This is a genomic window from Streptomyces sp. NPDC002838 (assembly GCF_040295365.1).
Taxonomy (GTDB): domain Bacteria; phylum Actinomycetota; class Actinomycetes; order Streptomycetales; family Streptomycetaceae; genus Streptomyces.
The window spans coordinates 195,578-222,460 of the sequence record NZ_JBEOVF010000002.1 but is presented as its reverse complement, the minus strand read 5'-3'; the positions used below and the strand labels follow the sequence as shown (position 1 = coordinate 222,460).

At 71.9% G+C, this 26,883-nt stretch carries 27 protein-coding genes; 13 read left to right on the top strand and 14 right to left on the bottom strand.

From position 1 onward, the window contains the following. Positions 1-380 precede the first annotated feature (380 nt). Positions 381-1,199 carry an SAM-dependent methyltransferase gene (locus ABT063_RS03655; protein WP_351055706.1) on the top strand — a complete coding sequence of 273 codons (819 nt, stop codon included), beginning with the start codon at positions 381-383 and terminating at the stop codon, positions 1,197-1,199. A 56-nt stretch (positions 1,200-1,255) separates the two neighbouring features. Here ABT063_RS03655 and ABT063_RS03650 read toward each other — a convergent pair whose 3' ends face one another. Together ABT063_RS03650 and ABT063_RS03645 are read right to left on the bottom strand one after the other, a co-directional pair. Continuing rightward, the gene (locus ABT063_RS03650; protein WP_351055436.1) at positions 1,256-2,173 is read right to left on the bottom strand and encodes a helix-turn-helix domain-containing protein; all 918 of its coding nucleotides are present in this window, start codon (positions 2,171-2,173) and stop codon (positions 1,256-1,258) included. Positions 2,174-2,272: 99 nt separating this feature from the next. Next, the gene (locus tag ABT063_RS03645) at positions 2,273-2,503 is read right to left on the bottom strand and encodes a DUF397 domain-containing protein (protein ID WP_351055435.1); all 231 of its coding nucleotides are present in this window, start codon (positions 2,501-2,503) and stop codon (positions 2,273-2,275) included. Positions 2,504-2,848: 345 nt separating this feature from the next. On the opposite strand from ABT063_RS03645, the gene ABT063_RS03640 reads away from it, so the two are divergent. The 3 genes from ABT063_RS03640 (at position 2,849) to ABT063_RS03630 (ending at position 4,270) form a co-directional block, all read left to right on the top strand. Continuing rightward, a complete protein-coding gene (locus tag ABT063_RS03640) occupies positions 2,849-3,277 on the top strand; it encodes an ATP-binding protein (protein WP_502990745.1) in 429 nt (142 codons plus the stop codon). A 28-nt stretch (positions 3,278-3,305) separates the two neighbouring features. Continuing rightward, positions 3,306-3,851, top strand: a complete 546-nt coding sequence (locus ABT063_RS03635; RefSeq protein ID WP_351055433.1) for a hypothetical protein — start codon at positions 3,306-3,308, stop codon at positions 3,849-3,851. Between the two features lie 161 nt (positions 3,852-4,012). Next, entirely contained in the window at positions 4,013-4,270 is a 258-nt protein-coding gene (locus tag ABT063_RS03630) for a DUF5133 domain-containing protein (protein WP_351055432.1), read from the top strand. A 106-nt stretch (positions 4,271-4,376) separates the two neighbouring features. On the opposite strand, the gene ABT063_RS03625 is transcribed toward ABT063_RS03630, so the two are convergent. Further along, positions 4,377-5,381: a GlxA family transcriptional regulator gene (locus tag ABT063_RS03625; RefSeq protein ID WP_351055431.1), complete on the bottom strand. Its 1,005-nt coding sequence runs from the start codon at positions 5,379-5,381 to the stop codon at positions 4,377-4,379. A gap of 194 nt (positions 5,382-5,575) precedes the next feature. Here ABT063_RS03625 and ABT063_RS03620 point away from each other — a divergent pair, with 194 nt between their 5' ends. Next, positions 5,576-6,061 carry a hypothetical protein gene (locus tag ABT063_RS03620; protein WP_351055429.1) on the top strand — a complete coding sequence of 162 codons (486 nt, stop codon included), beginning with the start codon at positions 5,576-5,578 and terminating at the stop codon, positions 6,059-6,061. A gap of 126 nt (positions 6,062-6,187) precedes the next feature. Then, the gene (locus tag ABT063_RS03615) at positions 6,188-6,400 is read left to right on the top strand and encodes a hypothetical protein (RefSeq protein ID WP_351055428.1); all 213 of its coding nucleotides are present in this window, start codon (positions 6,188-6,190) and stop codon (positions 6,398-6,400) included. 7 nt (positions 6,401-6,407) lie between these two features. Here the strand turns inward: ABT063_RS03615 and tgmB are convergent, their stop codons facing one another. The 3 genes from tgmB to ABT063_RS03600 form a co-directional block, all read right to left on the bottom strand. Further along, the gene (gene tgmB, locus ABT063_RS03610; protein WP_351055427.1) at positions 6,408-7,394 is read right to left on the bottom strand and encodes an ATP-grasp ribosomal peptide maturase; all 987 of its coding nucleotides are present in this window, start codon (positions 7,392-7,394) and stop codon (positions 6,408-6,410) included. Positions 7,395-7,410: 16 nt separating this feature from the next. After that, complete coding sequence (gene tgmA, locus ABT063_RS03605; RefSeq protein WP_095755164.1) at positions 7,411-7,602, bottom strand: putative ATP-grasp-modified RiPP; 192 nt, start codon at positions 7,600-7,602, stop codon at positions 7,411-7,413. 119 nt (positions 7,603-7,721) lie between these two features. Beyond that, entirely contained in the window at positions 7,722-8,021 is a 300-nt protein-coding gene (locus tag ABT063_RS03600; RefSeq protein ID WP_351055426.1) for a YkvA family protein, read from the bottom strand. 233 nt (positions 8,022-8,254) lie between these two features. Here ABT063_RS03600 and ABT063_RS03595 point away from each other — a divergent pair, with 233 nt between their 5' ends. Next, the gene (locus ABT063_RS03595) at positions 8,255-9,373 is read left to right on the top strand and encodes a hypothetical protein (protein ID WP_351055425.1); all 1,119 of its coding nucleotides are present in this window, start codon (positions 8,255-8,257) and stop codon (positions 9,371-9,373) included. Positions 9,374-9,555: 182 nt separating this feature from the next. Here ABT063_RS03595 and ABT063_RS03590 read toward each other — a convergent pair whose 3' ends face one another. Then, positions 9,556-10,743, bottom strand: coding sequence for a DEAD/DEAH box helicase (locus ABT063_RS03590; RefSeq protein ID WP_351055424.1), 1,188 nt, complete (start codon positions 10,741-10,743; stop codon positions 9,556-9,558). 413 nt (positions 10,744-11,156) lie between these two features. On the opposite strand from ABT063_RS03590, the gene ABT063_RS03585 reads away from it, so the two are divergent. After that, on the top strand, positions 11,157-11,513 hold the full coding sequence (locus ABT063_RS03585) for a zinc-binding dehydrogenase (RefSeq protein ID WP_351055423.1): 357 nt from the start codon (positions 11,157-11,159) through the stop codon (positions 11,511-11,513). Then, positions 11,489-11,770: a zinc-binding dehydrogenase gene (locus ABT063_RS03580; RefSeq protein WP_351055422.1), complete on the top strand. Its 282-nt coding sequence runs from the start codon at positions 11,489-11,491 to the stop codon at positions 11,768-11,770. The genes ABT063_RS03585 and ABT063_RS03580 overlap by 25 nt, the downstream gene beginning before the upstream one ends. 65 nt (positions 11,771-11,835) lie before the next feature. On the opposite strand, the gene ABT063_RS03575 is transcribed toward ABT063_RS03580, so the two are convergent. The 4 genes from ABT063_RS03575 to ABT063_RS03560 all read right to left on the bottom strand — a co-directional run bounded on the left by ABT063_RS03575 (position 11,836) and on the right by ABT063_RS03560 (position 19,473). Continuing rightward, positions 11,836-13,200, bottom strand: coding sequence for an FAD-dependent oxidoreductase (locus ABT063_RS03575; protein ID WP_351055421.1), 1,365 nt, complete (start codon positions 13,198-13,200; stop codon positions 11,836-11,838). Between the two features lie 129 nt (positions 13,201-13,329). Then, positions 13,330-15,999, bottom strand: a complete 2,670-nt coding sequence (locus ABT063_RS03570) for a SpoIIE family protein phosphatase (protein ID WP_502990744.1) — start codon at positions 15,997-15,999, stop codon at positions 13,330-13,332. 375 nt (positions 16,000-16,374) lie between these two features. After that, on the bottom strand, positions 16,375-18,870 hold the full coding sequence (locus ABT063_RS03565; protein ID WP_351055419.1) for a SpoIIE family protein phosphatase: 2,496 nt from the start codon (positions 18,868-18,870) through the stop codon (positions 16,375-16,377). A 117-nt stretch (positions 18,871-18,987) separates the two neighbouring features. Beyond that, positions 18,988-19,473, bottom strand: a complete 486-nt coding sequence (locus ABT063_RS03560) for a lamin tail domain-containing protein (RefSeq protein WP_351055418.1) — start codon at positions 19,471-19,473, stop codon at positions 18,988-18,990. 158 nt (positions 19,474-19,631) lie between these two features. Between ABT063_RS03560 and ABT063_RS03555 the strand changes: the two genes are divergently transcribed. Together ABT063_RS03555 and ABT063_RS03550 are read left to right on the top strand one after the other, a co-directional pair. Then, positions 19,632-21,143 carry an MFS transporter gene (locus ABT063_RS03555; protein ID WP_502990743.1) on the top strand — a complete coding sequence of 504 codons (1,512 nt, stop codon included), beginning with the start codon at positions 19,632-19,634 and terminating at the stop codon, positions 21,141-21,143. A 45-nt stretch (positions 21,144-21,188) separates the two neighbouring features. After that, positions 21,189-22,061, top strand: coding sequence for an NAD(P)-dependent oxidoreductase (locus ABT063_RS03550; protein WP_351055417.1), 873 nt, complete (start codon positions 21,189-21,191; stop codon positions 22,059-22,061). A 63-nt stretch (positions 22,062-22,124) separates the two neighbouring features. On the opposite strand, the gene ABT063_RS03545 is transcribed toward ABT063_RS03550, so the two are convergent. Then, on the bottom strand, positions 22,125-23,321 hold the full coding sequence (locus ABT063_RS03545; RefSeq protein WP_351055416.1) for a cytochrome P450: 1,197 nt from the start codon (positions 23,319-23,321) through the stop codon (positions 22,125-22,127). 151 nt (positions 23,322-23,472) lie between these two features. Further along, entirely contained in the window at positions 23,473-23,937 is a 465-nt protein-coding gene (locus tag ABT063_RS03540; RefSeq protein WP_351055415.1) for a hypothetical protein, read from the bottom strand. 205 nt (positions 23,938-24,142) lie between these two features. On the opposite strand from ABT063_RS03540, the gene ABT063_RS03535 reads away from it, so the two are divergent. After that, a complete protein-coding gene (locus ABT063_RS03535) occupies positions 24,143-24,670 on the top strand; it encodes a hypothetical protein (RefSeq protein ID WP_351055414.1) in 528 nt (175 codons plus the stop codon). A 114-nt stretch (positions 24,671-24,784) separates the two neighbouring features. Beyond that, complete coding sequence (locus tag ABT063_RS03530) at positions 24,785-25,213, top strand: DUF2267 domain-containing protein (protein WP_351055413.1); 429 nt, start codon at positions 24,785-24,787, stop codon at positions 25,211-25,213. A 288-nt stretch (positions 25,214-25,501) separates the two neighbouring features. Here the strand turns inward: ABT063_RS03530 and ABT063_RS03525 are convergent, their stop codons facing one another. After that, positions 25,502-26,767: an MFS transporter gene (locus ABT063_RS03525; protein WP_502990741.1), complete on the bottom strand. Its 1,266-nt coding sequence runs from the start codon at positions 26,765-26,767 to the stop codon at positions 25,502-25,504. Positions 26,768-26,883 lie beyond the last annotated feature (116 nt).

Sequence of the window (26,883 nt, the reverse complement as noted above, 5' to 3'; positions counted from 1 at the left end):
AGCCCGGGTGAGGCCCGGAGACGTGCCCCCGCCTCACGGTGGCGGGACGCGCCTGCCCACGCCGGGCTGCGTCTCCGTCCCAAGGGCCGGGGCGCCCACCCAGCCCACGGGCAGACGTGCCAGGACGGCGGACCCGTCCACCAACGGTCGGCGCGCCCGCCCACCGCGGGCAAACGCACCCGCCCCCACGGCAGCCCCGCCCGCCCCCCGCGTGCGACGCGCCGGCTCACAAAGTGCCGGCGCGCCCGCCCCGTTCCCGCTCGACCGCGCCCTTCCTCCGTGGAGGATCGTGAGTGGACTGGCATCGGCAATCGTCGAGTCCCTAGGATGGACTCCCTGTCCTGCCAGGCCAGTTGGCGCGGCACGAAGCTGGGGGAATGATGCACACGGGTAAGCAGCTGTCCACGTCGATCGACGCCACCGTACCCACGGCCGCGCGCATGTACGACCACTACCTGGGCGGCAAGGACAACTACGCGGCCGACCGGGCGGCGTGCGAGGAGCTCGACAAGGTCGTTCCCAGCACGCGCCGCCTGGCCATCAACAACAGGCGGTTCCTGCAGCGGGTCGTCAAGGTGCTCGCCGCGGACCACGGCATCCGGCAGTTCCTCGACCACGGCTCCGGCCTGCCCACCCAGGACAACGTCCACCAGGTCGCCCAGCGGATCGACCCGACCTCGCACGTGATCTACGTCGACAACGACCCGATGGTGCTGGTCCACGGCCGCGCCCTGCTGGAGCAGGACGAGCGCACGGCCGTCATCCACGCGGACATGCGGGAGACCGACGCGATCTTCTCGCATCCGGACACCGAGCGTCTCATCGACTTCTCCCAGCCCGTCGCCGTGCTGTTCAACTCGGTGATGCACTGCATCCCCGACAGCGAGACCGACGGTCCCCCCGTCCTGGTCCGCCGTGTCGTCGAACGGCTGGCGCCCGGCAGCTTCCTGGTGATGTGCCAGCTGGTCAGCGAGGACCCCGAGGTCCGCGACTTCGTCACCAACTTCATGGACCAGGCCACCCAGGGCCACTGGGGCCGAGTCCGTCAGGAGAAGGACGTCGCCGAGTGGTTCGAGGGTCTGGAGATCCTCGAACCGGGCCTGGTGGAAGTCTCCACCTGGCGACCGGACTCCGAGGTGGCACCCCGTCAGCTCACCCACGAGTGGATCGAGTTCGGCGGCGTCGCCCGCCTCCCCTAGCACCCCGAGAAGCGACGAACGCCCCTCACGCGACTCCCGTGAGGGGCGTTCCCGGTTCAGGCGCCGTAGCGCTGCTTCATCGTCGTCCGCAGCAGCTCCAGGGAATCCCTCGGCTCGAGCGCCTCGTCGGCCAGCCGGTCCAGGGCGAGGCGGTACTCCTCCGTCTCGTCCCGGTCCTCGAGGAAGTTGGCGCTCTTGATGTGCTCGAGGTAGACGACGTCCGGCAGATCCAAGCCGCCGAAACGGAGATACGTGATCGGGAAGGACGGCGCCGAGGCATGCGAGGCGTCCAGCGGCACGACCTGCACGGTCACGTTCGGGCGTTCGGCCAGCTCGACCAGGTGCTCGAGCTGGTCCCGCATCACCTCGCGACTGCCCAGGACCCGCAGCAGTACCGACTCGTCGATGACCGCCCACAGTTGCGGGGCATCCGCCCGCGACAGCAACTCCGCGCGCCGCGTGCGCAGTTCGACCCGGCGCCGGACCTCGCTCGCGGCCGCGGCGGGCAGACCGCGTTCCACCACCGCCCGGGTGTAGTCGGGGGTCTGCAACAGGCCGGGCACGTACTGGATCTCGAAGGTACGGATCGCGGCGGCCGCCTCCTGGAGGCCGACCAGCCGGTCGAACCACTCGGGCATCAACCGCTTGTCGTAGCGCTGCCACCAGCCGGGCTCACCGGCGCGCCGCAGAAGTTGGAGCAGCACCGACGCCTCGTAGTCATCGGTGCCGTACAGCTCCAGCAGCGCGCGGACGTCGTTCTCCGCGGGCGGACGACGGCCCTTGCCCGACTCGATGCGGGACAGCTTCGCCGCACTGAACCCGAGGGCCCGCGCCGCCTGGTCCTGGGCGAACCCGGCGTCCTCGCGGAAACCCGCCAGCTGTACGCCGACCAGCATCTTCAGCAGGGTCGGAGCCGGCTCCGGGCGGTCCAGATACGGCTGCAGACGGGAGATGCGATGCGACTCGGCGGACATCCTGACTCCCAGTAAACCGGCATAGAGGCGACTTACATTATCGCACTCCACCGTGCCTCACCGCATCCATCCGTGTACGCAAGGGAGTTGACCTCCCCGTCACAGCAGGTGGTCGAACTCACCGTCCTTCGCACCGGCGAGGAACGCCGCGACCTCGGCCGGCGTGTAGACGAGCGCCGGGCCGTCGGGGTCACGGGAATTGCGCAACGCGATGCCCCCGCCGACCAGAGCGGCCACTTCCACACAGTTGCCCTCGGCGTTGCTGTGCCGGCTCTTGATCCAGCAGGCGTCCAACGCGCTCGCCCGCACTCCGTTCTGCACTGGTGGCACCGCAGTCTCCTTGCTGTTCACGTTCCTCACCGGGCGCCGTGCCCGGCCTCCGGGAAGGGACGAACCGCGTTTTCCACGGCCCCTCCCGCCCCACCCGTCTTTCGTGCAATTTCTCGTGCAATTGCACGTGGGCGCTGTCAGCGTGGATAATAGCTCCAGCGTCAACCCCCACGTTGACCCCCTGTCTTGACGTCGCATCAGGGAGATGTCGTGTCATCACCTGCGAACCACGTGCTCCGGCAGCCCGGTGAGATGCTGCCCGGGGCAGGTGGAGCGGCCGTGACCGGCGGACTCCCGCCGCGGCCGCGATCGGTGGACCCGAGTGAGCAACCGTCCCTGAGACCCGTGCGCCCGAGCGGCGCCGCGGACTTCGCCGTACTGCGCATCAGATGCGGCGGGGAGGGCTTCGCCCAGGCCCGGTCCTTCACCCGGGACACGCTGCACTGCTGGTCGCTCGATCACCGCAGCGGCGACGCGGCCCTCGTGATCACCGAACTCGCGGCCAACGCCGTGGCTCACGCCATGCCCCGGCTCCCCGCCAGCGAGAGGGAAGTCTGGCTCGGCCTGCTGCTCGATCCCGCCCATGTGATGCTCACCGTCTCCGACTCGGGCGACAACCCGCCCGAGTACCCGGCCACCGAAGGCTCCGATCTACGGGAGCACGGCCGTGGCCTGTGCATCGTCGACGCTCTGGCCGAGGAGTGGGGCTGGACCCTCAAACCCCCGGCAGGCAAGACCGTCTGGGCCAAGCTGTCGACCTGCCCTCCCCCCTGACATGACCGCCGCGGAAAGGCCCCACGCCATGCGCACCGCTCCGAAGCGCCAGCCGAGCACCGAGCGCACCGATCACCCAGTGCCGCCCACCGGGGCGGCCAGAACCGCGCCCCTGACGGGCCTGGACCGGGTGCCGTGGCGCGAGATCCAGGATTCCACCGGCTGCGCGGCGGCCATCCCGCTGCTCCTCGACCGCGTCGCCCGGGGCGACGCCGACACCGCCCGGGCCGCACTCGTCGAACTGCGGGGGCGCGTCTGCCAGTACGGCTTCGTGGTGGAACAGGCCACCGCCGCCACGGTCCCCTTCCTCTGGGAACTCGCCCAGCGGCCCCACGTCACCTGCCGCGCTGAGATCATCCAACTGCTCAAGAACATCGCCGACGCCCGGCAGTGGGAGAGCACGGCCGCCGTCTACCCCAAGCTCCTCAACCACCGCGAGAATCACGTGGTGTGGGAGCGCGCCGCGCGACAGGCCGTCCACGAACGGCGCGGCGCCCTGCGGCGGTTGATGGCCGAGGAGGACACCGAGATCGCCCGCGCCACTACGGAGCTCGCCCGCACGCTGGGCGTGTGACACCTCCCCTGGGGGTGCCCCCAGGCGCTCAAGGCACTGAGGAAGCTTCACCAAGGCAGGAAGTAACGGTTTTGCGCCAAATGCGCCCCGTATGGCGGCTCAGGCGCATGGTCGGGCACGGATCGGGCATACGCAGCGAAAAATCGAGAGAGGGGCGCTACGTGCTCGTTCCGGACCCCAAGGTCGTCAGGAAGCTGCTGACTCGGTACGCATCGCTGCGGATCGCTCAGGCGGAGAGGGAGAGGAAGGCGACGGCACGTGAACTGGCGGACGTCAGTTACACACTGTGCGTGATGATGGGTACGAGCGACATTTACGAGGCGGTCGCCAAGGCCGACGCCCTGCTGATGGAGGCCGCGCGCCCGGATGCCGGCGCGACGGATCCTGAGGAGGAGAACGGTCTGCGGCTGGCTGTGTGACGCCGCGTCGCCCCGGCCGTACGCCCGCTCACGCGCGTGCGGCCGGGCCGACAGACTTCAAGGGCCTGTCCGGCGGATCACGCCGCAGACGCGGAGTCCGGCACGCCTACCGGCGTCCATGAGGCGCCGCCGTTTTCCTGCGACCTGATCCGTCGGACAGGCCCTTGCCCTGGAAGGCGGCGCGGTAGGCCTGCGGAGTGGTGCCGACCACCCGGCGGAACCGTTCGCGGAAGGCGGTGGGTGAACCGAACCCCGCCTGCCCCGCGATCCGTTCCACCGCCTGGTCGCTGTTCTCCAGCAGGTACTGGGCCCGCCGTACGCGCGCCCGCAGCAGCCACTGCAACGGCGTGGTGCCCGTCTGCTCACGGAAGCGACGGCTGAAGGTGCGCTCGCTCATCCCCGAGCGGGTCGCCATCGCCCCCAGGGTGATGTCGTGGGCCAGGTTGTCCTCGATCCACTCCAGGAGCGGTTCGAGACTCGAGCCACGCGGCACGGGCGGGTGCTCGTGCACGATGAACTGCGCCTGCCCGCCCTCCCGTTCCAGCGGCATGACGGACATCCGGGCGGCGTGCGCGGCGACGGCCGACCCCAGATCCCGCCGGATCAGGTGCAGGCACATGTCCATGGCCGCGGCGGCTCCGGCCGAGGTGAGGATCTGGCCGTTGTCGACGTACAGCACGTCCGGCTGCACCTCGACGCGTGGATAGCGCCGCGCCAGCACATCGGCGGCCACCCAGTGGGTGGTGGCCCGCAAGCCGTCCAGCAGACCGGCCTCCGCCAGCACGAAGGCTCCCACGCACACGGACGCGATCCTGGTGCCGGCCTCGGCGGCCCGCCGCAGCGCCGCCACCACGTCGGCGGACGGCGGAGCGGCCTCCTCGGAGCAGCCCGGCACGATGATCGTGTCGGCCTCGGCCAGCGCCTCGAGTCCCCGCTCCACCCGCAGGGTGAAACCGTCCCCGTCCGCGCGCACATCCGGCGACTCGGCGCACAACCGCACCCGGTAGGGGCGGCGGCCGTCGGGCAGCCGTGTCCAGTCGAACACCGTCATGGGCGCCGCCATGTCGAACGGCACCACTTGATCGAGAACCAGGATCGCCACAGTGTGCATGACCGCAACGATAGGCAGGTTCCCGCCATGCCCATGAGCCCTGGTCCACGCCCCGCCAGAAGGGGAAACGCATGATGGAGGTTGTTGGCGAGAATCCGTTGGAACCTGTCGTTTCCGCCCCTGTGTGATCACTGACGGGGTTCCTAGGGTGGGTCGGACACCGCCGATCGCAGCACAGGGAGACACCCCATCCGATGACCAAGTTCCTGCTGACCCTGCATGTCCTGGCCGCCATCGTCGCCGTCGGACCCGTCACCGTCGCGGCCAGCATGTTCCCGCCGGCCGCGCGCCGCGCCCTCGTGAGCCCGGACGGAGCTGACACGGCAGGGTCCGACACGGACGGGGTCGGCACCGTGCGGCTGCTGCACCGCATCTGCCGGGTCTACTCCGGCATCGGCCTGGCCGTACCCGTCCTCGGACTCGCCACCGCGCTGGCGATGGGCGTCCTGGGCAGCGGCTGGCTCGTCACGTCCATCGCCCTGACCGCCGCGGCCGCCGGGATCCTGGTCGCCTTCGTACTGCCCCGCCAGGACGAACTCCTCGGCCAACTGACCGCGCACCAGCCCGTGGAGCGCGCCGGTACCGTCCAACTCGCCATGTTCACCGGTGCGTTCAACCTGCTGTGGGCCACGGTCACCGTCCTCATGATCGTCCGCCCGGGCTCCACGACAGGAGCCTGAGCGCAGGGCATACACGCGCCCTGTGTCAAGCCCACCACTCGAATGCACGTGTCGGTGTCCGGGGGCGCCTAGACTCGGCAGCCGTGCCCATGTGCATGGGCTGTGATACGAAAGGCGCGTTGACGGGTGTTCCAGGATTCCCCCATCTACGACCGACTCGTCGCCGAGCACGGCGACATCCCCACTCAGACACGCAGGGAGGCCGAGCGTGTGAGCAGGGAACTGGAGTACGTCATGCGGCCGCTGCAGTCCCACGCTCCCGGCCTCCCCGCCGACCGCCCGGCCTCCCCGGGCGCAGGCTGGCAGCGGGCCGCCCTGCCCGGCCCGCGCCCGCACTGATCCGGTCTCAGCGCACCGCCGTGTTCGCCCCGTTGGCATGGGCCTGCGGCGGCGGTGGGCCCGGTCGGGCCAGCCACTCGGCGATGGCGCGCGCGATCGGCTGGCCCGTCTCCACCTCGATGAATCCGAACTGGCCCGACTGGTTGCACTCCAGGAACCACCAGGTGCCGTCCGTGTCCTCGGCGAAGTCGAAGGCGCCGTAGGCCAGTTCGGCGGCACGCAGATACGCCTGGACGGCGGTGGCGACGCGCGGCGGAACGTCGGTGGGACGCCAGGACGAGCCGGCCGTGGCGAAGCGGACGTCCACCTCGTCGGCATCCGCGTCGTCGGGGCCGGCCTTGCGGGCGGCCAGCATCCGCTCGCCCACGACGGTGAGGCGGATGTCGGCCCGCTTGGCGACGCGCCGTTGCAGCAGCGTGGGCCCGTAGGCGACGGCCGCGAAGTCGGTGTCCGGGGCGACACGGCTGGTCGGCACCGCACGGGGCGGATCCTGCGGATGGGCGCCGGAGACGGGCTTGACCACCAGGTCCGGATAGCGTTCCGCGAACTCCCGTGCCGCCTGCGGGAACGTCGTGATGAGAGTGGCCGGCACGGGCAGGCCGCAGCGCTGGGCGAGACGCAGCTGCCAGGGCTTGTGGCGGGCCCGGCGGGCCGCGTCGGGGTGGTTCATCCAGCGCGCGTCACAGCTGCGGAGCATGCCGTAGAGCGCCTGGGAGGCCTCCTCGGTCAGCCAGGCGGACGGCTCGGCCGCCCGCGCGGCCGGCGTTCCCGGCCTGCGTACCCAGACGGACCGCAGCCCCCCGATGCTCACCAGGCGGCCCGCGGCCGAGAGATGGCCGCGGAACGCACCGTGCACATACTCCCCGGACAGCGAGACACCGCCGGTCAGGTCGGCCGGATCGAGCCGGACCACCGGAACCCCCGTTGCGTTGAGGTGCACGACCACCATGTCGGCGGTCACGTCCTCTTCGCAGGTCAGAATCAACACGGTCATGGTCGGGTGCCCGTGTTCAGTCGTCGAAGTGTGTCTTGGAGCCCGCGGTGGAGGTCGTGGTCCCCAACTCCCTCATCAGGCCGTGGTCGCAGGCGGCTATCCGCCCGTCGAACAACACGTTCAACTGCAGTCCGGAGTCGTAGAAGTACGGAGTGGTGGCCTCCAACTCCGCTGCCGGACGTGCGTAGTTGAGCGCGAACGGTTGCATCGTCTCTCCCTCGCCGGTGGTGCTGCGATCAAACGACGGTCACCCTGCGGCCTCGTTCGGTCCGCCGACTTGCTCGGGCTTCCAGAGAGTTATACGAATCGAACGGATGAATGGTTGCCTCACGGTGCGTAGTCACGGTCGGCGCGGTGGCCCGCGCCCGCCGGGGAGCCCCGCAGGGAGCGCAGAGCGAGGAGCAGAACGCCGATGTCGTCCAGGTACACCGGATCCGGCAACACGTCGGTGGGCAGGACGAAATACAGCAGCGCGCCCCAGAAGACCCAGCGCGGCCCGGTCGGCAGTCCCGCACGCCGCAGACTGCTCCGGGCCCGGACCAGCCGGACCAGCAGCACGAGGGCGACGGCCAGTGCCAGTGCCGCGAGAAGCGCGACGACGACGATGACTGCTGTGGTCGAATCCACGGCGGCCTCCTCAAGCCGATGCGCCGCGATGCGTGCGCTGTTTGTCGGATTCCCTTATTTGGCGCCCGCATAGCCTGCCGGAGCGTCCGGTACGTCCGAACGCCTGTCAGAACGTCGGCGCCGACCGGCTGGTGCGGGGCTCGGCGCACGGCTGGGGGCAGGCACTCATCCCTGTGGATCACCCGAGTGGCGCGCCGCGGCGGGGACGCCTAGTAATGGTCATCAAGCGTCGCGTGTCGCGCGTCGGGGGCGCCAAGACCGGCCGCACTCTTCCCCTGGAGCAGAGCATGACCACCGGCTCTTCATCAGCCCACTCGAACAAAGCCGACATACCCCGCACCGAATCGACCGTCACCAACGACCCGGTCGAGTTCGCGTACGGTGATCCGGTCGACGAACTGGTACGTGCCGCCGTGGCGGACCGGCCGCTCGAGGACATCGCCCACCTCATCACGCTGTTGGAGCAGTCGCCCGAGTACGCCGAGGCCACGATCGCCGCACTCCGCGCGGTCGGCGTGGGCCGCTCCGTCGAGGACGTCACCCGGCTGGTGGCCCTGTTGACCCGGCCGCCGCGTGACGCCGCCAGCGCGGACGAGGCGATCCGCGCGGCGGCCGAGTGCCGCCCCGTGGCGGAGGTGACCCGGCTGCTGGAGCTGCTGCACCGGACACCGCTGGAACCCCACTGCGGTGAAGAGGCGGTGCGGGCCGCCGCCGGCCGGTCGGTGGAGGAACTGGTGGACCTGATCGGGCGGCTCGCTGAGGAACGGCAGGCCCGTGCGGACCTGCCGACACCGGAGCCGGAGTCCGCACCGCCGACGGAGGGGGCCGAGGAGCCGCCCGGGGAGGACGGTGGCCCGCTGCCCGTCCGCGAGGTCCGCCGGACCGCCCGTCCCGCGCGACCTCGGCGGTACCGGGTGGCGGAGCGGGCGCCGAGCCCCGCGTACCGGCCGGCTTGGCTGGTCGTCCTGGTGCTCGCCGTGTGCGGAGCGCTCAGCTTCCCGCTGGACCGCGACGGTGCGTCCGTCCGGGTCTACGGGTTCGCCCTCGCGGTGTCGGCCGCGTGCGTGCTCCTGGCGCTGTTGCTGACCGTACGGCCGACCGCCCCGATGCTCGTCGCGGCCGTCGTGCTGCCGGCTGCGGTGGCCGCGGTGCAACTGTTCGAGGAGAAGGTGCGTTCCGCCGGCCTGTCCCGGGCGCTGGACCTGATGCTGGCCCCTGCCTCGCTCGTCGGCCCGATCGCCGTGTGCGCGTCTCTGGCGGCGCTGACGGCCCTCATTACGCGTCTGGCATGGCAGCGGCCGACGGACGCGCCGCCCCGGCCGATGGCCGAGGCCAACCGCCCGGCGGACTGACCCGGCGACTCGCGACGGCTCGGCGACGGCTCAAACAACGTACCGAGGACAAACGGGCCCTCGCTCACCGCCCTGGCCGCAGTACGCGCCACCCTGGACCCCTCACCGAGTCGGAACGCCTCGCCCTGGGCGCCGACGCCGACCGCTTCCCGCTCTTCTGCTGAAAGGCGTCGGTGACCTGACTATCGCTCGGAGCCGTCCGGCCCGCCGTCGGCGTCGCTCTCCTCACGCGTGCCGGGCGTGGGGCGCAGGGCCTTCGCGGTACCCCTGAGCCGTTCCAGCGTCCGGCTCAGCTGCTGGAGCGGGGACGCGGGTTGCGCGACGGACGGCTGCGACGGCACGGGGACGGAGGCCGCGTTCTCGCGGTACGCGGCCAACGCCTCGTGGGCCGCTTCGGCGGCCTCCCGGTACAGGTCCCGGGACTTGGTCATCGCGTCGAGCGCCTCGGCGTACATGGCCACCAGAGCGCGTTCCCGGGCGAGTTCCTCTTCGAGGGTCAGCAGCCGCCACTGCTCCCGCAGCGCGGTGAGGGCGTCCTCGGCGCCGTCCGGGAACGGCCGCGGCGACGCGACGTACCGGGTCAGGGTGTCGATCAGTTCGGAGGGCTCCGAGCCGTCGAGGAAGACGGTGCGTACGGAGAAATCGCCGCCGGTGTACTCGGGCGGGGCCGGATGCCCGGGCAGGACGATGGCCCCGCCGCGCGGTACCTCCACGCCGATGACCCGCAGGGCCCAGTTGACGGCGCGCAGTTGGTGCGGTGCGGCGCGGTGCTCCACCACACGGTGCCGCAGGCTCGCGGGCAGCAGCCGGGCCAGCGGCAGCCGACCGTGTTCGTCCGGTGTCATCGCCTCGTGCACGACGACGTCGACGGCCCAGCTGCCGCGCACGGCGTCCCGCAGTATGCGCCGCATGGCCTTGTCGTCCGAGGGGAGCCGGTTGACGTCCCCCAGGCGCAGGCCGGTGGCGGCGTCGTGGTCCCAGTCGGCGTCCGGCTCCTCGGGCCAGAACATGGTGGCGGGGGAAGGCCACCGCTGGTCCCACGGGCGTTCCGCCTCCGCCACCAGCACCCACTCCTGCCCGGCGTCCGTGCCGGGCGCGAGCGTGAGCCGGGCGCGTACGGTCACCGTCTCGGCCACCCGCCAGCGGGCCTCGAAGACGAGCTCCCGGGAGCCCCCGGAGTCCTCGGGGTTGCCGGAGTCCCCGGCGTCCTCGTCCTCGGACGGATCGAGGTAGTCGTCGATGGCGCCGCTGTCCTTGAGCTGCCTCAGACGGCGCAGGAGGACGTCCTGCGGGGCGGGTCCGACATGGCGGCCACGGGCCAGCCAGACCGTAGGGGGCATCGTGGGGCGGACGCTGGGGGAGGTCGGCATGAGTCCATGTGGGGGTGGGGGCACGTGCGAGATCCAGTATCGCCGTCGGGCCTCGTCAACGATCACGCGGGGGTCCCCAAGACCTCCCTTCGCGGGAGTCGGCCGGCCCGGGTTGACGGGATCCGCACACGGGAGGCGTACTGCGCACTCGGGGTGCGAACTGGCCACTCCATAAGGCACTTGTTCACTCGTGTCCCCGCTGCGGCACCCCCACCACAATGACTCACCGAACAGGGCCCGCCCACCATCCGCATTGGGGCGGGTCCTGTTCGCCTTCGGCGTGTCGTGCACCTGGCCTGGACACTGGCTCGGCTACAAGGCAGCAGCCGATACATCCCTGGCCGACCAGCCGCGGCACCGCGGTACTGCCCCGGCCCGAGGGGCTCGACGCCGTCGCGGGTGCCGCGGTGTGGATGCCGTACCTGACGGCTTACGGAGCGCTGGTCGAGGTCGGCGGGATGCGGGCCGGGGACACCGTCGTGCTCACCGCTGCCTCCAGCGGTGTGGGGCTGGCCGCGATCCAGGTCGCCCGGCGCGTGGGAGCGGTACCGGTCGCCACCACCCGTACCGGTGCCAAGCGGGACGCGCTGCTGAACGCCGGCGCGGCCGAGGTGATCGTCACCGACGACGAGGACGTGGTGGAGCGCGTGCTCGACGCGACCGCCGGACGGGGCGCGGAGTTCGTCTTCGACGCCGTCGCGGGCCCCGGAGTGCTGAACCTCGCCCAAGTGTCGCCCCGGGCGGCATGTTGTTCCTGTACGGGGCGCTGAGCGGCGAGGCCGCCCCCTGTCCGGGGTTCGAACTCGGTATGCCGGCGCTGAACATGCGCACCTATATCGTCCACGAGACGACCAGGGATCCGCGGCGGCTGCGCCGGGCCGAGGCGTTCGTCGCCTCCGGTCTGGGCTCCGGTGCCTTCGCTCCCGTCGTGGACCGTGTGTTCGGCCTGGAGGAGATCGTCGAGGCGCACCGCTATCTGGAGGCGGGCACTCAGGTGGGGAAGATCGTGGTCGCCGTCGACCACTGACGCGGAATGGTCGCAGCGGCACGGCGGGTCCGGAGCGTCGGCTCCGCACCCGCCGTGTTCGGCTGTTACGCGCCGCTCGCCTTCAGCATGTCCTCGCGCTCGACGATCTTCACGCGCTCACGGCCCTGCGGCTCGCCCAGCGCCTTCTCGGCGGCGTCCAGCCGGTACCAGCCGTCCCAGGTGGTGAAGCGGACGTTCCGCTCGGCGAGGAACGCGTCCACGGCCTCGGGCGCGGGCGAAGCCGGCGTGTGCAGACGGTCGTTCGCGAAGTCGTCCAGGAGGTTGGACACCGTCTCGTTGGCGTCGCCCTTGGTGTGGCCGATCAGGCCCACGGGGCCGCGCCGGATCCAACCGGTGACGTACGTGGACTGCAGGTGCTCGCCGCTCTCCTGGACGACCCGGCCGCCCTCGTCCGGGACCGTGCCCGAGTCGATGTCCCAGGGCAGCTTGGGCAGTTTGTCGGACAGATAGCCCACGGCGCGGTAGATCGCGGTGACGTCCCAGTCCTTGAACTCGCCGGTGCCCTTGACGTTGCCCGTGCCGTCGAGGGCGGTGCGCTCGGTGCGCAGGCCGACGACCTTGCCGTCCTCGCCGAGGATCTCGGCCGGCGACTCGAAGAAGTGCAGGAACAGCTTGTGCGGCCGGTTCCCGACGTCGCGGATGGCCCAGTTCTCCAGGGTCTTGGCGACCATGTCGGCCTGCTTGTTGCCGCGCCGGGTCTCGATCGAGCCCTCGTCGTAGTCGATGTCCTCAGGGTCGACGATGACCTCGATGTTGGGGGAGTGGTCCAGCTCGCGCAGCTCCATCGGGCTGAACTTCGCCTGCGCCGGGCCACGGCGGCCGAACACGTGGACCTCCAGCGCCTTGTTGGCCTTCAGGCCTTCGTGGACGTTCGGCGGGATCTCCGTCGGCAGCAGCTCGTCCGCCGTCTTGGCGAGGATGCGCGCCACGTCGAGCGCGACGTTGCCGACGCCGAGGACGGCGACCTTCTCGGCCTCCAACGGCCAGGTGCGCGGCACGTCCGGGTGGCCGTCGTACCAGGAGACGAAGTCCGCCGCGCCGTAGGAGCCGTCGAGGCCGATTCCGGGTATGGACAGCTCCCGGTCGGCCGTCGCGCCCGTGGAGAAGATCACGGCGTCGTAGAACTCGCGCAGGTCGTCCAGGTTGATGTCGGTCGGGTAGTCGACGTTGCCGAAGAGGCGGATCTGCGGCTTGTCGAGAACCTGGTGGAGGGCCGTGATGATGCCCTTGATGCGGGGGTGGTCCGGGGCGACGCCGTAACGGATCAGTCCGAACGGTGCCGGCATCCGCTCGAAGAGGTCGATGGACACACCGGGGTCGGCGGCCACGTCGGACTTGAGCAGTGCGTCGGCGGCGTAGATCCCGGCGGGGCCGGCTCCGACGATGGCTACCCGCAGGGGGCGGGGCATGATCAGGTTCCCTTCGAGCGGCGATAGATCGACTCGTCGGGAAGCCTAAGCTAAGGCAAGCCTAAGTCGGTACACGGGTCCGGTCTATGAGCTCATAAGATCACTTTATGAGCGGGCTTCATGGGGGATTCATGAGGGAAGGGCCTGTGCCGCCCAGATGACCTTGCCCGCAGGCGTGTAGCGGGTGCCCCAGCGTTCGGTGAGCTGGGCGACGAGGAACAGGCCGCGTCCGCCCTCGTCGGTCATGGCCGCGTACCGCAGGTGGGGCGAGGTGCTGCTGCTGTCGAAGACCTCGCAGATCAGGGTGCGGTCGTACATCACCCGGACGTGGATGGGGTCACCGCCGTAGCGGATCGCGTTCGTGACGAGCTCGCTGACGATCAGCTCCGTGGTGAACGTCAGCTCGTCCAGTCCCCACCGGGCCAGCTGCCGGGTGATCGAGGCGCGGGCCTCGGCGACGGCCGCCGGATCCGACGGCACCTGCCACTCGGCGATCCGGTCGGCGGGCAGGGCCCGGGTACGCGCCACGAGCAGGGCGACGTCGTCGCTCGACCGCGCCGGAAGCCGGGAGTCGAGGACCACCCGGCAGGTGTCCTCGGGTGACTTGCCGGCCCGCTCCAGCGCGGTCCGCAGCTGTTCGAGCCCTACGTCGATGTCGTGCTCCCGGTCCTCGACGAGCCCGTCCGTGTAGAGGACGAGCCTGCTGCCCTCCGCCAGTTCGAGGTCGGCCGTCTCGAACGGCAGGCCCCCGAGGCCGAGCGGAGGACCGGCGGGCACGTCCGGGAACTCCACGCTGCCGTCGGGGTGGATCAGGGCGGGCGGCGGATGGCCGGCGCGGGCGACCGTGCAGATCCGGGAGACCGGATCGTAGACGGCGTAGAGGCAGGTCGCGCCGGTGACGGGGGCGCTGCCGCCCTCCTCCGTCTCGTCCTGGTCGATGCGTCCGACCAACTCGTCCAGCAGCGCGAGCAGTTCGTCGGGCGGCAGGTCCAGGGCGGAGAAGTTGTGCACCGCCGTCCGCAGCCGTCCCATGGTGGCCGCGGCGTGCAGTCCGTGGCCGACCACGTCCCCCACCACGAGTGCCACTCGGGCGCCCGACAGCGGCAGTACGTCGAACCAGTCGCCGCCCACGCCCGCCTGCGCCGGCAGATACCGATAGGCGATCTCCAGGGCGTTCTGCTCGGGCAGCGTGCGGGGCAGCAGACTGCGCTGCAGCGTCACCGCCATGCTGTGCTCGCGTGTGTAGCGGCGCGCGTTGTCGATGGAGACAGCCGCACGGGCGACCAACTCCTCGGCGAGCGCCACCTCCTCCGTGTCGAACGGCTCGGGCTTCTTCGACCGCCAGAAGCTGACCACGCCGAGCACCAGGCTGCCCGCGCGCAGCGGCACGGTGATCAGTGAATGGATGCCGTACTCCACGATCTGGGCGGAGCGCTCGAGGTTCTGTGCCTGCCAGCCCACCGCCTCGCTCAGGCGCGGCTCGATGACGGCCTGTCCCGTCCTGAGGCTGCGGGCCTGCGGAGAGGAGTCGACGAGTCGGATCTGCTGGCCCAGCGGATAGAGCGGGGCGTCCTTGCGGATCCCGCCCATCGCCGTACGGCGCAGCGTCGTCGCCCCCTCCGGCTGCCCGCCGCTGAGGACGGCGTCGAACAGGTCCACGGTGGCGAAGTCCGCGAACCGGGGGACGGAGAGTTCCGCCAGTTCCTCGGCGGTGCGGGTCACGTCCAGACTCGTCCCGATGGCCACGCCGGCGTCGTACAGCATGTTGAGGCGTTCCCGCGCCGCCTCGGCCCGGCCGGAAAGCGCCCGCAGCTCCGTGGAGTCGCGCAGGGTGGCGACGCTGCCGGGCGGGCCGCCCTCGCTGTCCGTGGGCCGCTGGTTGATGGCCAGCAGCCGGTCCTTGACCAGGTGCACCTCGTCCGTGGCGATCCGCCCGGAGGACAGCAGACCGGCCGTGTCCGGGGTGAGGCCGATGTCCTGCACATGCCGACCCTCGGCGTCCTGGGGCAGGTCGAGCAGGCGGTGCGCCTCGTCGTTGGCGAGCAGGAGGGTGCCCTCGCCGCCGACGATGAGCACTCCTTCGCGTACGGCGTGCAGTACGGCGTCGTGGTGCTCGTACATCCGCGTCATCTCGTGCGGGCCAAGGCCGTGCGTCTGGCGCAGCAGCCGTCGGCTTACTAGCGCGGTGCCCCCCGTGGCCAGGGCGAGTCCCGCCGCGGCGGCGAGCAGCACGAGCGGCATCTGGCGGTTCGCGGCACCGCCCACGCTCTCGGTCGTGATACCGGCCGAGACCAGGCCCACGACCGAGCCGTCGGGCGCCTTGACCGGTACAACGGCCTGCACCAGCGGGCCAATTGTGCCCGTGATCTCCTCGGTCACCGTGCGTCCGGCCAGCGCCGGTGCGATGGTGCCGACGAACTTCTTGCCGATGCGGTCCGGTTTGGGATGGGTGTAGCGGACGCCGTCGGTGTTCATGACGACGATGAAGTCCACCTTCGTCGCCTTGCGAGCCGCCTCGGCCCGTGGTTGCAGTACCGCCGACGGGTCGGGGGCGCGCAGTGCCTCGACGGTGCCGGGTGCGTTGGCGAAGGCCTCGGCGACGGCGACGGAGCGGTTGCGGGCCTCCTTCGTGGTGTCGTGCCGGACTTGGAGCACGAGGGCCAACACCGCGGCCACGACCAGCAGCAGCACGATCACCACTTGCAGGACGAACACCTGTCCGGCGACGCTGCGTCCGCTCAGCGCCGACCGCAACCGGCTTGCTGCGTGCGGCCGTGGGGTGAGCGGACTGCCGGGCATGCGTCGCGCTCGTCGCTCGGGCGCTCTTGGGGCGCGGTCGGGCGCGTGCGATGGGCGCGGACCGCTGGGACGACGGGTCGACCGGGCCCCGGATCGACCCAAGAGTCGGACCATGTGCCCATGTCTACACTGCCGGGCCTCAGGAGGCGAGGGGCGTCACAGGGGGTGACGGCCCTCGCGGCGGCCGGCGCGGGTCTCGGCGCAGGGTGTTTCGCCCCCGCCGCCCCTACCCGTCCCATCCCCAGGGGCTCCGCCCCTTCGCCCCCGCCAGGGGCTCCGCCCCCTGAACCGCCGGCCATGTGCCTGCCCACCACCCGACTCGGTCGGCCAAGAGGTGGCCCTCGTCCTGGGGCTCCGCCCCAGACCCGCATACGTTCACCGTGCCGTCCGGCGGGCCGCCAGCAGGAGGGCGATGTCGTCGGGGCGGTCGACGGTGTGGCGGGCCGTTGCGGTGAGCTTGTCGGCCACGCCTGCCAGTGAGCGGCCGCCGGGGCGGGCCGCGGGCGCGCCCGCCTTGGCCAGGGCCACCCGCAGTGCGCTGATGCCGTCGTCGATGTCGCCGCCGGGCCGTTCGACCAGGCCGTCGGTGTACAGCGCCAGGATCGCGCCGGGGTCCATCCGCAGTTCCGCCACGGGGTAGCGGGCACGGGAGTCCACCCCGAGCACGACCCCGCCGGGCAGATCCAGGACGTGGGTGCGGCCCTCCGGTAGGCGCAGCAGCGGCGGCGGGTGCCCGGCCCGGGCCGCCCGGGCCAGACCGGTGGCGGGGTCCAGCCGGATGTAGCAACAACTCGCGAACAGCCCGGGATCGAGGTCGATGAGGAGGTGGTTGGTGCCGCTCATGACCTCCTCGGGCGGCCGGTCGCCGAGCGCGAACGCCCGGACGGCGCTGCGCAGTTGACCCATGGTCGCCGCCGCCTGCACCCCGTGCCCCTGCACGTCGCCGATGACCAGGGCGAGACCGTCCCCGGCCTCGACGACGTCATACCAGTCCCCTCCCACGTCCATGCCCTGGGTCCCGGGCAGATAGCGTCCGGCGGTCTCCACCCGCGGATGCGTCGACAGGCGCCGGGGGAGGAGGGCCTGCTGCAGCCCGCGGGCGAGCGCGGCCTCGGTCTCGTAGCGCTGCGCCTTCTCCATGGCGTGCGCGATGAGCCCGGCCAGCGCGGTGAGCACCGTTCGTTCCTCGGTGCTGAAGCTGCGGGGCCGGTCGAAGCCCAGGATGCAGGAGCCGACCGGGCGGCCGGAGGCGATCAGAGGCAGGAAGGCGCGGGCTCCCTCTGTCGCGTCCAGCGGGATGCCGGGGTAGGCGGCGGTCAGCTGCTCCATGGAGTCGAAGAAGAGCGGGCGTCCCGTGGTGAGCGTCTCGACGCCCGGCAGGTGCGCGTCCAGTCCCACTCCCTCGAAGGGGGCGAGGAACCCTTTCGGGAAACCGGTCTCCCAGGCCAGGTACAGGTGCCTCTCCTGCATCAGGTAGATGGCGAGCCGGCGACCGCCGAACGCGGGCAGCAGTTCCTGCATGACCACGGCGGAGACCTGCCGGGCGGTGACGGCCTCGGTGAGGGCGATGGCCAGGGCGATGGGCCGGTACAGGGACGCCGTCGTGGGCTCCGCCCCGCTGTCCGTACCCTCGACGTGCGCGGGGTCGGAGGGGCCGTCCGCCATCCGGTCGGCGGTGCGGACGGTGCAGGTGAGGATGTCGGGGCCGGAATACACGGACAGAGCCAGCCAGTCGCCCTCGTGGGACTGCGCGGCGGGCTCCTCTTCACCGGGCGGGCGGCGGACGTGGCAGTGCACGGGCCCGGGGGAGAGCAGGGCGGCCCGCAGATGCTCCTCGAAGGCGGGCTGGTAGAGCCACGGCACGCCGTCCCACAGCGGCCGGCCGAGGAGTTCGGCGCGCGGGCGGCGCAGCAACTGAGCGGCACGCGGATTGGCGTAGACGATCTGCCCCAGCCGGTCCAGGCAGAACACGCCCTCGGGGAGCAGGTCGGCCGCCCCGCCGGGGCCGGGTTCGAGGACGATGCCGCTGACGGCACGGACCCCGTACGGCCCCGGGGCCACATGTTGAGCGCCCCACAGCTGCAGCAGCCGGGGTGTGCCGTCCGGGGTGCGCACGGGCAGCGGCAGGGGAGGTGGCCGACCGGCGGCGGTCTGCCGCAGCAGATCCAGCACCTGGTGCGGCTCGTCGGGGGCCACGGCGGCCGCGAGCCCCGAGGCGTCCGTGAGCGCGCTTCCGGGCGGCAGGCCCAGGAGGGCGGGAAGGTGAAGGTCGGTGGTGAGGACTCCGGTCTCCGGGTCCCAGCTGAACCGCGCCACGCGTGCCGTGAGCGGGTCCTTGGCCGGTGGGCGCACGCACACCGGCTCCTCGTCCCAGGTCACGGGCGATCCGTGGCGCTCCAGACGGTGCAGGGCCGCGCCCAGGCGGTCGGCCAACCGTGCCGTGCGGTCGCGCTGCGTCAGTACCTCGGCGGCGTCCGGGGCGGGCGCGCGCAGGACGGTCAGAACACCGTAGGTCGTCGACCCGTGGGTGACGGGCACATGGATCGAGCCGAGAGGAAACGGCAGACCGGCCGCGAACTGGGGGTAGCGGCGCATGGTTTCCGTGGCATTCGGCAGCACCACCTGAACCCCGAGCCGACAGGCGTTGGCGACCGGGAAGGGGCGGTCGACGTGGACCTGCCACCACGGGCGGAACAGCGGCCCGGGCAGGCCCGACAGCGAGGCCAGTCGCAGCAGTCCGGGCGTGCCGGAGCGCAGGTAGACGCCACCGGCGTGGCCGTCGGCCGCGCCGATCGCCTCCGCCGCGGCCTCGGTCAGCACCGCGGCCAGCCGCCCGGGCGTCGCGTGTTCGCTCCCGGCGCTCCCACTCATCGGCCTACCCCATCCGTGCGCCGCCGCCCGGGCGACGCCACAGCCAGAATGCGCCACGTGCGCCCCTGCGCGCATCCGCACGGCCCGCCCGGGACCCCGGGCGGGCCATGCCGGCCGTCAGCCGTGGAAGCTGATGTAGCCGTTGCGGTCGCGGTCGGAACCGGTCTTGGTGTACGAGTGCACGTCGGCCTTGCTGCCGGACGGCTTGTACACGTAGATCGTGTCCTTGTCGTTGTTCCACATGAAGTTGCAGTTGTCGCGGTAGACGACGTTCTTCGCGTCGGAGTCGGTGCCGTTGCCGCCGCGCAGCTTCACGTAGTCGCCGGGCTGGAGCTGGTGGCTCGCGGTGAACTTGAAGCGGTTGCCGGCGGCGTCCTTGACGACGTACCCCTTGAGGTTCACGGTCGCCGTGCGCGAGTAGTTCTTGATCGTCAGGTACTCGTCCTTGGTGTTGCCGGTGGCGCAGTTGTTGCGGTCCGTGCCGGGTGCGTCGTACTGGACACCCTTGATCTTCAGCGCCGACGAGTATTCGGCGGCCTGCGCCGGAGTGGCGGCTATCGAGCCGGCAGCGGCGGCGGTCGCCAGGACATGGCGTATACGCATGGGAAACCCCCCAGTTGTGCGAATGGAGCGCGAGGAGCCTACACGCCTGGTGAAGTAATGGTGACGGAAGGGTGCGGAAAATGTGAAGGCTCGCGGTTGGCGGCACGTGCGTATACCGGTGGCGCGGGATACCCGTAAGGCGGCGGAGAGGAGTGCGCGTGGGTGTCGAGACACAGGCGGGCGAGCAGGGAGACGGCCCGGTGGACGCGGCCGAAGGAGTCGATCCCAGGCGGTGGAAAGCGCTGTGGGTGACGCTCGTGGCCGGATTCATGAGCCTGCTCGACGTCACCATCGTCGCGGTGGCGCTGCCGTCCATGCAGCGGGACCTGCACGCGTCGGCGCCCGCGATCCAGTGGGTCGTCTCCGGCTACGCCCTGGCGTTCGCCCTCGTCCTGGTCACCGCGGGACGGGTGGGCGACGCGATCGGCCGCCGCCGGATCTTCCTGCTGGCGCTCACGGCGTTCGTGGTGTGCAGCGCGGCGGCGGGCGCGGCTCCCACGATCACGCTGCTGATCGTGGCCCGGCTGGCGCAGGGCGTGGCCGCGGGCTGTCTGGCCCCGCAGAACTCCGCCCTGATCCAGCAGATGTTCCGGGGCGCCGAGCGCGGCCGGGCGTTCGGACTCTTCGGTGCCACCGTCGGCATCTCCAGTGCCGTCGGCCCGGTCGTCGGCGGACTCATCCTCGCGCTCGCGGACGGGCCGCAGGGCTGGCGCTGGATCTTCTACGTCAATGTCCCGGTCGGCGTGATCGCCCTCGTGCTGGGACTGCGGTGGCTGCCCAAAGTCGCCCCCGGCCGCGGCCAACGGCTCGACCTGCCGGGCGTCGCGCTGCTCGGCTGCGGCGTGCTCGCGGTCATGCTCCCCCTGGTGCTGGCTGAGTCCGGCGGTGTCCGACGGCTGTGGTGGCTCATCCTCGTGGGAGCCGTGTTCCTGGCGGCCTTCGCGCGGTGGGAACGGCGGGTCGCCGCGCGTGCCGGACGGCCGCTGCTCGACCCCCGGCTGGTCACCGGGACCCGCGGCTACGCCGCCGGAGCAGCCATCGCCACCCTGTACTTCGTCGGCTTCAGCGGCGTGTGGCTGGTATTCGCCCTCTACCTGCAGAACGGCGAGGGGTATTCGCCGCTGCTGTCCGGGCTCGCGGTGACCCCGTTCGCCATCGGGTCCGCCGCGTCCGCGCTGGTGGCCGGGCGTCTGGTGGAGCGCCTGGGCCGGCTGCTGACCGTGTGCGGACTCGCCGCGGTGGCACTCGGACTGGGCGGGGCGGTGCTGATCCTGCGGTTCGCGCCCGAGGACATCGCGGTGTGGTGCGCGGCCCCCGCCCTGTTCGTCGGCGGCATGGGCAGCGGCTGCGTCATCTCCCCGAACGTCACGATGACCTTGCGGGACGTGCCGGTGCGGATGGCGGGTGCCGCGGGAGGCGCACTGCAGACCGGACAGAGGCTGGGCAGCGCCGTCGGTACGGCCGCCCTGCCCGGGTTGTTCTACATGGTGCTGAGCGCCGACGGCGACGCCTACCGTTCCGCGGTCGCCATCGCCGTCGGCTCCGGCATCGTGCCCGTGCTGTGCGCGCTCGGGGTGGCGGTGCGCGACTGGCTGCGGGACCGCAGGGCGCGGCGGCAGGCCTGCCCGCCCGAGGTGTCCCACAGCCCCGTGCACGCGAGTCAGAGCTGATCGATCCCCTTCACCCCCTTCCACAGGCGGCGATAGGGTCCCGGCATGGTGGACGCGGACGTGGGGGACGTGGGGATCGTGCACCCGGGTGCCATGGGAGCGCGGGTGGCCGCGCAGGCCGTGGCGACCGGCGCCAGGGTCTGGTGGCTGCCGCAGGGACGTTCGCCCGCCACGCGGGAGCGGGCCGCGGAGCTGGGGCTGCGACCAGCCGGCAGCATGGCCGAGCTGACCGCCCAGTGCACGGTGGTCCTGAGCGTCTGCCCTCCGGCGGCCGCCCTGGACGTGGCCCAGCAGGTGGCGGCGGCCGGTTTCAGCGGTGTGTACGTCGACGCCAACGCGATCAGCCCCGGGCGCATGGCCCAGATCGCCGAGGTGTGGGACGGCACCGGGGCGGCGCTGGTCGACGCGGGCATCACCGGGCCGCCTCCCCGCCAGGCCGGGACCACCCGGCTGTACTTGTCCGGTGACGACGCGACGGTGGCCCGGGTCCGCGCGTTGTTCGACGGCACTCTGCTCACGCCGGTCGTCCTGGCCGGGCCGGTCGGCCGGGCGTCGGCGCTCAAGCTGGCCTTCGCCGCCTACAACAAGATCTCGTACGCGCTCGCCGCCGAGGCCTGTGCCCTCGCCGACGGACACGGGGTCCTGGACGACCTCCGAGACCTCGCCGCGCACCTGCTGCCCGGCACCCCGCTGGCCGGTTCGGAGCAGCTGGCGGGCGCCGGACACAAGGCCTGGCGCTGGGAGCCGGAGATGCGGGAGATCGCCGAGGCCTCGCGCGGCGTCGGCCTGCCGGGTGCCTTCGCGGACGCCGCGGCGGAGACCTTCGAACAGTGGCGGGAACACAAGGACGACCGGACCGTCACCAGTGACCGGTTGATCGCCGACCTCAGGGGGCGAGGGCCGGGCGCGGCCACGTGATGGACCGGGTCGGCGTGCCCGGACGACTCCGGCGAGCCGCGCGGCCGTACCGCTCCCTCGGTGTCACTGCCGACGGGGAAGGGCCACCGTCAAGTTCCTGATCTCGTACCCGCCGATGTCGTTGTTGAAGGACACGCGCGGCCGGGTGGTCATGCGCAGGCCGTCGAGCGCGAACAGGCGGCTGAGGAACACGTCCGCCTCCAGCAGGGCGACGTCCGCACCCGGGCAACGGTGCGCGCCGTCGCCGAAGGACAGGCCCGCCGGGCCGGGCCCGAGCGCCAGGTCCCGGCCCGGACGCAGCAGCCGCGCATCCCGTCCCATGGTCCGCGGGTCGGCGTTGGCGTCGTCGACGAACAGCTCGATCAGCTCGCCCGGCCGGACCGGCACTTCGCCCGACGGCGTCCGCAACGTCAGCGGAGCCGTCGCCCTGCGGCACAGCCGTGCCACCACCGGCTCCAGCCGCAGGATCTCGCGCAGCACGCCCAGCCGTTCCGGTTCATCCGCCGCGCGATAGCAGGCGAGGAGCTCCGCGTCGGTGAACAGGTGCCAGGCGGCGACACAGATGAACTCCCGCGTGGTGACCATCCCGGCCGCGGCGAACGTCAGGCACTCGCCGAGGATTTCGGCGTCCGAGCACCCTTCGGCCAGCAGATGGGAGATCAGGTCGTCGCGCTCCTGGCGGCGGTGCGCGCGGACCGCGGGGCGGACGTCGGCGAGGTAGATGCGCAGCCAGTTCGCGTTCTGCCGCAGCAGCCAGTAGACGCCCCGCACGCTGGTCAGCCCCGGCCGGCCGAACTCCTCGGGGAAGAAGCGTTCGAGCCGGGCGCGGATGCCCGGGCGGCTGTGGCGCAGACCGATGACGTCGCTCGCCACCGCGATCGCCACATTGAAGCTCAGTTCGGCCAGTTGGGCCTCACCGGCCGTGCGCAGCGCCGTCAGCTGCTCCTCGGCGATGCGCACCATCAGCGTGCGGTAGTGCTCGTCGACGCGCCGCGGGGTGAAGAAGCGGGCGGTCTGCCGCCGCTGTTCCCGGTGCTCGGGTCCGTCCTGGTACAGGACGGGGCGGCGGATGCGCGGGGGCAGTTTCTCCACCGTCTCTATGCCGAGACCCGCCTGTACCGTCGCCGTACTGCGCAGCACCGCGCGAGCGTTCGCATAGTCGTGCACCTGCCAGACGCCGTCCGAGGCGCGGCTCACCGGACACCCGGGCCGGCCGCCTCCCCGGTCCGTCTTGCGTGCGGACTCCCGCGCCTCGGCCATCAGGTCCCCTCTCCGCGCACCCGGTGGATCGCAACGGTTCAGGGCAGCAGTGTGGCCGGGGAACGGCAGTCCGCGAGTGCTCATTACCGGCCAGTCGGCGTCACGGGCCCGCGGCACCACAACCGAGGGACGGGCTCCCCCGCCGACACGCTCAGCTCCCCAGCGGATACGTCACCACAGAGGCGAGCCTCTCCGGCCTGTCGTCGGTGTAGGTGAGGGTCATCCGCGTGTAGTGCCGGAGCTGCGGGTGCTTCTTCCACGGCTCCGGCTGATCGAGCCGTACGACGACCGGATACGAGTGGAACGTGCCCGCCGCGCAGTACGGCTCGCAGTCGTTCACGACGTTGCGTCCCTTCGCCACCGCCGACTTCGCATCCCAGCGTGACCAGTCGAGCGACGTCAGGCGGCTGTTGCCGTCGCCGCAGGCGAGCATGAAGTCGGCGGGGCGTTCCTGGGGCTTCCAGAGACAGTCGACGAGCACGGGGTCCTCGTACCGCTGTGCCGCGGAATGGGTCCCCGACGGCGTCGCGGGGGTGGCGGATGCCGTGCCCAGGGCCGCGGCGAAGGCCGCGGCCGCACAGAGCGCGGCCGTCTTGGTCACCCCGAATTTCGGCATGTCCGCTCCCGACCGTTCGCTCCGTGCGGCTTCGCCGGTGCCGACGGTACGACCGTGACGGGGGCCGCACCACTCCGACGGAGCAACGGGACGGATGTGGCCGAGGCCACGTCGCCGACGAGTCCCGCGCCATGTCCGCCCGATCGGGGCTCGGGCTACCGTTGCAGTCCCTCTGTCCCCCGGAAGCAGTTCGGACGGCCCGGCAGTGCTCGCAGACCTTTCCCCGCTGATCGCGGCGACCGCCCAGTGGCTGACGTGCGCCTACCCGTCGGGTGGCGGCGCGCTGGCCTCCGCCCTGTGCGAGGTGCAGGCGCGGCAGGCCGTGACGGTCGCGGCCTGGCTCAGGTACCCGACGCCGATGGACGCCGCCCTGGTCCACATGGCCGGCCCCGGCGGTTCCGCACGGCTGGACTGGATCACGGGCGCGGACGAGGGCGGCACGCACGACGCGGACGACCGCGCCTGGCGCAGCTGGGTCGACGAAGTCGTCGCGAGCTGGGCGGCCTGCCTGCTCACCGACCCCGAACTGGCCGACCTGGCGGTGGCCGCGGTCGCCGACGACGGCCACACGGCCGGTACGCCGGTCGAGTTCCGCCGCCTGATCGCACCCGACGCCACCGACCGCCGGGCGGCGGCACTGCTGCGCCACCCCGACCTCCTCGCCCCCGTGGCCGAACTGCACCAGGCTCAGCTGCTGGAGCGCCTCCGGCCGGGAGAGGCCCTCATCGCCTGAGGCAGCGGCGAGCGAGCGCTTCCTCACGCGCCACCCGCGTGTGATGGACGTCCCTGTGGTTACCCGGGCCATGGCCCTTGAACTGCGGCAGTACATCCACAAAGGAACGCGGACATGCGGCACGACGAAATCATCGGCAAGGTGCAGGCCCTTGCTCACCTCCCGGATCGTGGCTCGACCGAGCGTGCGACACAGTCCGTACTGCGGACCTTGGCGGAAAGGCTGCCGACCGGGCTGGCCGACCACCTGGCCGCGCAGCTCCCGCCGGATCTGGCGGCGTACATCCGTGAAACGACCGCGTCGGCCACCTCGGAGGGACGGCCCAGCGGTGCGGGTGAGCCCTTCGACCTGACGGCCTTCGCCGGCCGGGTCGCGGTCCGGGCCGGTACCACGGAGGAAACAGCGCTCCGGTACTGCGCCGCGGTCCTGGAGGTTCTCGACGCCGCTGTCTCACCCGAGGAGATGCGGAAGCTGACCGACGCCCTCCCTTCCGACATCCGCGAGCTGCTGCCCACAGGACGCGCCGACGAGCCTCCCTCCTAGAGCCTGTCCGGCGGATCATGCCGCGGACGCGGAGTCTGGCATGCCCGTCTGCCGCGTTGTCGTCGGTTGCCGACTCCCCCACGCTCGAACAACCTCGCGCGGGGGACCTCCATCGCGTCGCCGCCCTCCTCCGCCTTGCAGCTGAACGCTCCCCCAGGCTCGAATACGCTCGCGCGGGGGTCCATCGCCCCCGCTCACCTGCGCTAACGGGTCGCCGCCGATTTCCTGCGACCTGATCCGCCGGACGGCCCTAGCACGGCGTGGAGCCCAGCGTGGACCCGGGCCCCCTCACGCCGCCGTGCTCAGCTCGGCCCGTCCCGCCACATCGCCCTGCTCCGTGCGCAGGACCACCGTCGGGTTCCGGCGGCCCCGCAGGAGGAAGCCGGCCCCGATCGCGCCGGCGATGATCAGCCCGCCGGTGACGAGGGCTCCGCGTGCCCCGGCCAGCTCCATGAGGAGGCCCAGCGCGGGTGGCCCGCCCAGGCCCCAGACCGTGCCGATGCTGCCCCACACGCCGAGCACCCGGCCCCGCAGATGGGCGGGCGGGTCGGTCTGCAGGACGGCAGTCCCGGCGGTGTCGGAGACGGACTCCACCACGGCCATCGGCAGGACGAGCACGAGCAGTACGGCCATCGACGGCGACAGCCCCGCCGCCACCTGGAGCACCGCGCCCGTGGCCGCCAGGGTGCCCACGAGCCGCACCGAGGGACGGCGCAGCCGGGCGCCGAGCACCGCGCCGACGATGCCGCCGACGGCGAGGACGGTGGAGACCGTCCCGAACGCTCCGGCGCCGCCCGCGAGAGGCCCGGTGACCAGGACGGCCAGGGTGAGCCCGTAGTTGCGCCCGAAGACCGCGCTGATCCCGGTGACGCCGGCGAGGGCGACGAGACGGGGCCGGCGGGCGAAGAAGGCCAGCCCCTGCCGCACGGTCATGTCGGGGCCCGTGCCGCGCCGCCCGGCGGGCGCGCGCCCCACGGGCTTGGTGGGCTTGGTGGGCCGGGCCGCCCCGGGCGCCGGACGCAGGAACGGAATGACCGAGGCGACGAAGAGGAACGACAGCCCGTTGGCCGTGTACGCGGCGGCCGTGCCGAGGAAGCCCACCGTCACGCCGGCCAGGGCGGCCCCCAGGAGCCGGCCCGCGCTGTGCACCAGCGCGCCCACGCCGATCGCGGAGGGGACGTCCTCGGGCGGGACGAGGTCGTTGCCCAGCAGGGCGCAGGCGGGATTGTCGACGGTGGCGACGATGCCCGTCACGGCGGCCAGCACCAGCAGAGAGGTCATGTCGAGCCGGTCCAGTGCCACGAGCAGCGCCATCACGAAGGCGACCGTGCCCAGGAGGGCCTGGCTGACGGTGGCCGTCACCTTGCGGGGCCAGCGGTCGACGGCCGCGCCGCCGAGCAGGCTCATGAGCAGGGCGGGCGCGGCCTGGACCGACATGGACAGTCCCGTCGCGGCGGCGGACCCGGTGATCTGGAGGACCAGCAGGTTCTGGACCGTGAGCTGCATCCACGTACCGGTGTTCGACACGAAGTTCGCGAAGGACCACCAGCGCATGCTGCGGTACCGAAGGGACCGCCACGGAGAGCGGGACGTGCCGTCGGACGGCCCGTGGGCGGATTCCGGCGCAGGGGAGAGCGAGGCAGGAGAGGAAGGCACAGTGCGTTACTCGT

Bases quoted from the DNA above. Each gene is read 5' to 3' on its own strand.
- ABT063_RS03540 (WP_351055415.1), bottom strand. From the start codon at position 23,937: ATGCCGAAATTCGGGGTGACCAAGACGGCCGCGCTCTGTGCGGCCGCG.
- ABT063_RS03575 (WP_351055421.1), bottom strand. From the start codon at position 13,200: ATGCCCCGCCCCCTGCGGGTAGCCATCGTCGGAGCCGGCCCCGCCGGG.
- ABT063_RS03635 (WP_351055433.1), top strand. From the start codon at position 3,306: ATGCGCACCGCTCCGAAGCGCCAGCCGAGCACCGAGCGCACCGATCAC.
- tgmB (WP_351055427.1), bottom strand. From the start codon at position 7,394: ATGACCGTGTTGATTCTGACCTGCGAAGAGGACGTGACCGCCGACATG.
- ABT063_RS03590 (WP_351055424.1), bottom strand. From the start codon at position 10,743: ATGCCGACCTCCCCCAGCGTCCGCCCCACGATGCCCCCTACGGTCTGG.
- ABT063_RS03525 (WP_502990741.1), bottom strand. From the start codon at position 26,767: ATGCGCTGGTGGTCCTTCGCGAACTTCGTGTCGAACACCGGTACGTGG.
- ABT063_RS03570 (WP_502990744.1), bottom strand. From the start codon at position 15,999: ATGCCCGGCAGTCCGCTCACCCCACGGCCGCACGCAGCAAGCCGGTTG.
- ABT063_RS03655 (WP_351055706.1), top strand. From the start codon at position 381: ATGCACACGGGTAAGCAGCTGTCCACGTCGATCGACGCCACCGTACCC.
- tgmA (WP_095755164.1), bottom strand. From the start codon at position 7,602: ATGCAACCGTTCGCGCTCAACTACGCACGTCCGGCAGCGGAGTTGGAG.
- ABT063_RS03580 (WP_351055422.1), top strand. From the start codon at position 11,489: ATGTTGTTCCTGTACGGGGCGCTGAGCGGCGAGGCCGCCCCCTGTCCG.
- ABT063_RS03530 (WP_351055413.1), top strand. From the start codon at position 24,785: ATGCGGCACGACGAAATCATCGGCAAGGTGCAGGCCCTTGCTCACCTC.
- ABT063_RS03565 (WP_351055419.1), bottom strand. From the start codon at position 18,870: ATGAGTGGGAGCGCCGGGAGCGAACACGCGACGCCCGGGCGGCTGGCC.
- ABT063_RS03650 (WP_351055436.1), bottom strand. From the start codon at position 2,173: ATGTCCGCCGAGTCGCATCGCATCTCCCGTCTGCAGCCGTATCTGGAC.
- ABT063_RS03620 (WP_351055429.1), top strand. From the start codon at position 5,576: ATGACCAAGTTCCTGCTGACCCTGCATGTCCTGGCCGCCATCGTCGCC.
- ABT063_RS03545 (WP_351055416.1), bottom strand. From the start codon at position 23,321: ATGGCCGAGGCGCGGGAGTCCGCACGCAAGACGGACCGGGGAGGCGGC.
- ABT063_RS03625 (WP_351055431.1), bottom strand. From the start codon at position 5,381: ATGCACACTGTGGCGATCCTGGTTCTCGATCAAGTGGTGCCGTTCGAC.
- ABT063_RS03560 (WP_351055418.1), bottom strand. From the start codon at position 19,473: ATGCGTATACGCCATGTCCTGGCGACCGCCGCCGCTGCCGGCTCGATA.
- ABT063_RS03550 (WP_351055417.1), top strand. From the start codon at position 21,189: ATGGTGGACGCGGACGTGGGGGACGTGGGGATCGTGCACCCGGGTGCC.
- ABT063_RS03585 (WP_351055423.1), top strand. From the start codon at position 11,157: ATGCCGTACCTGACGGCTTACGGAGCGCTGGTCGAGGTCGGCGGGATG.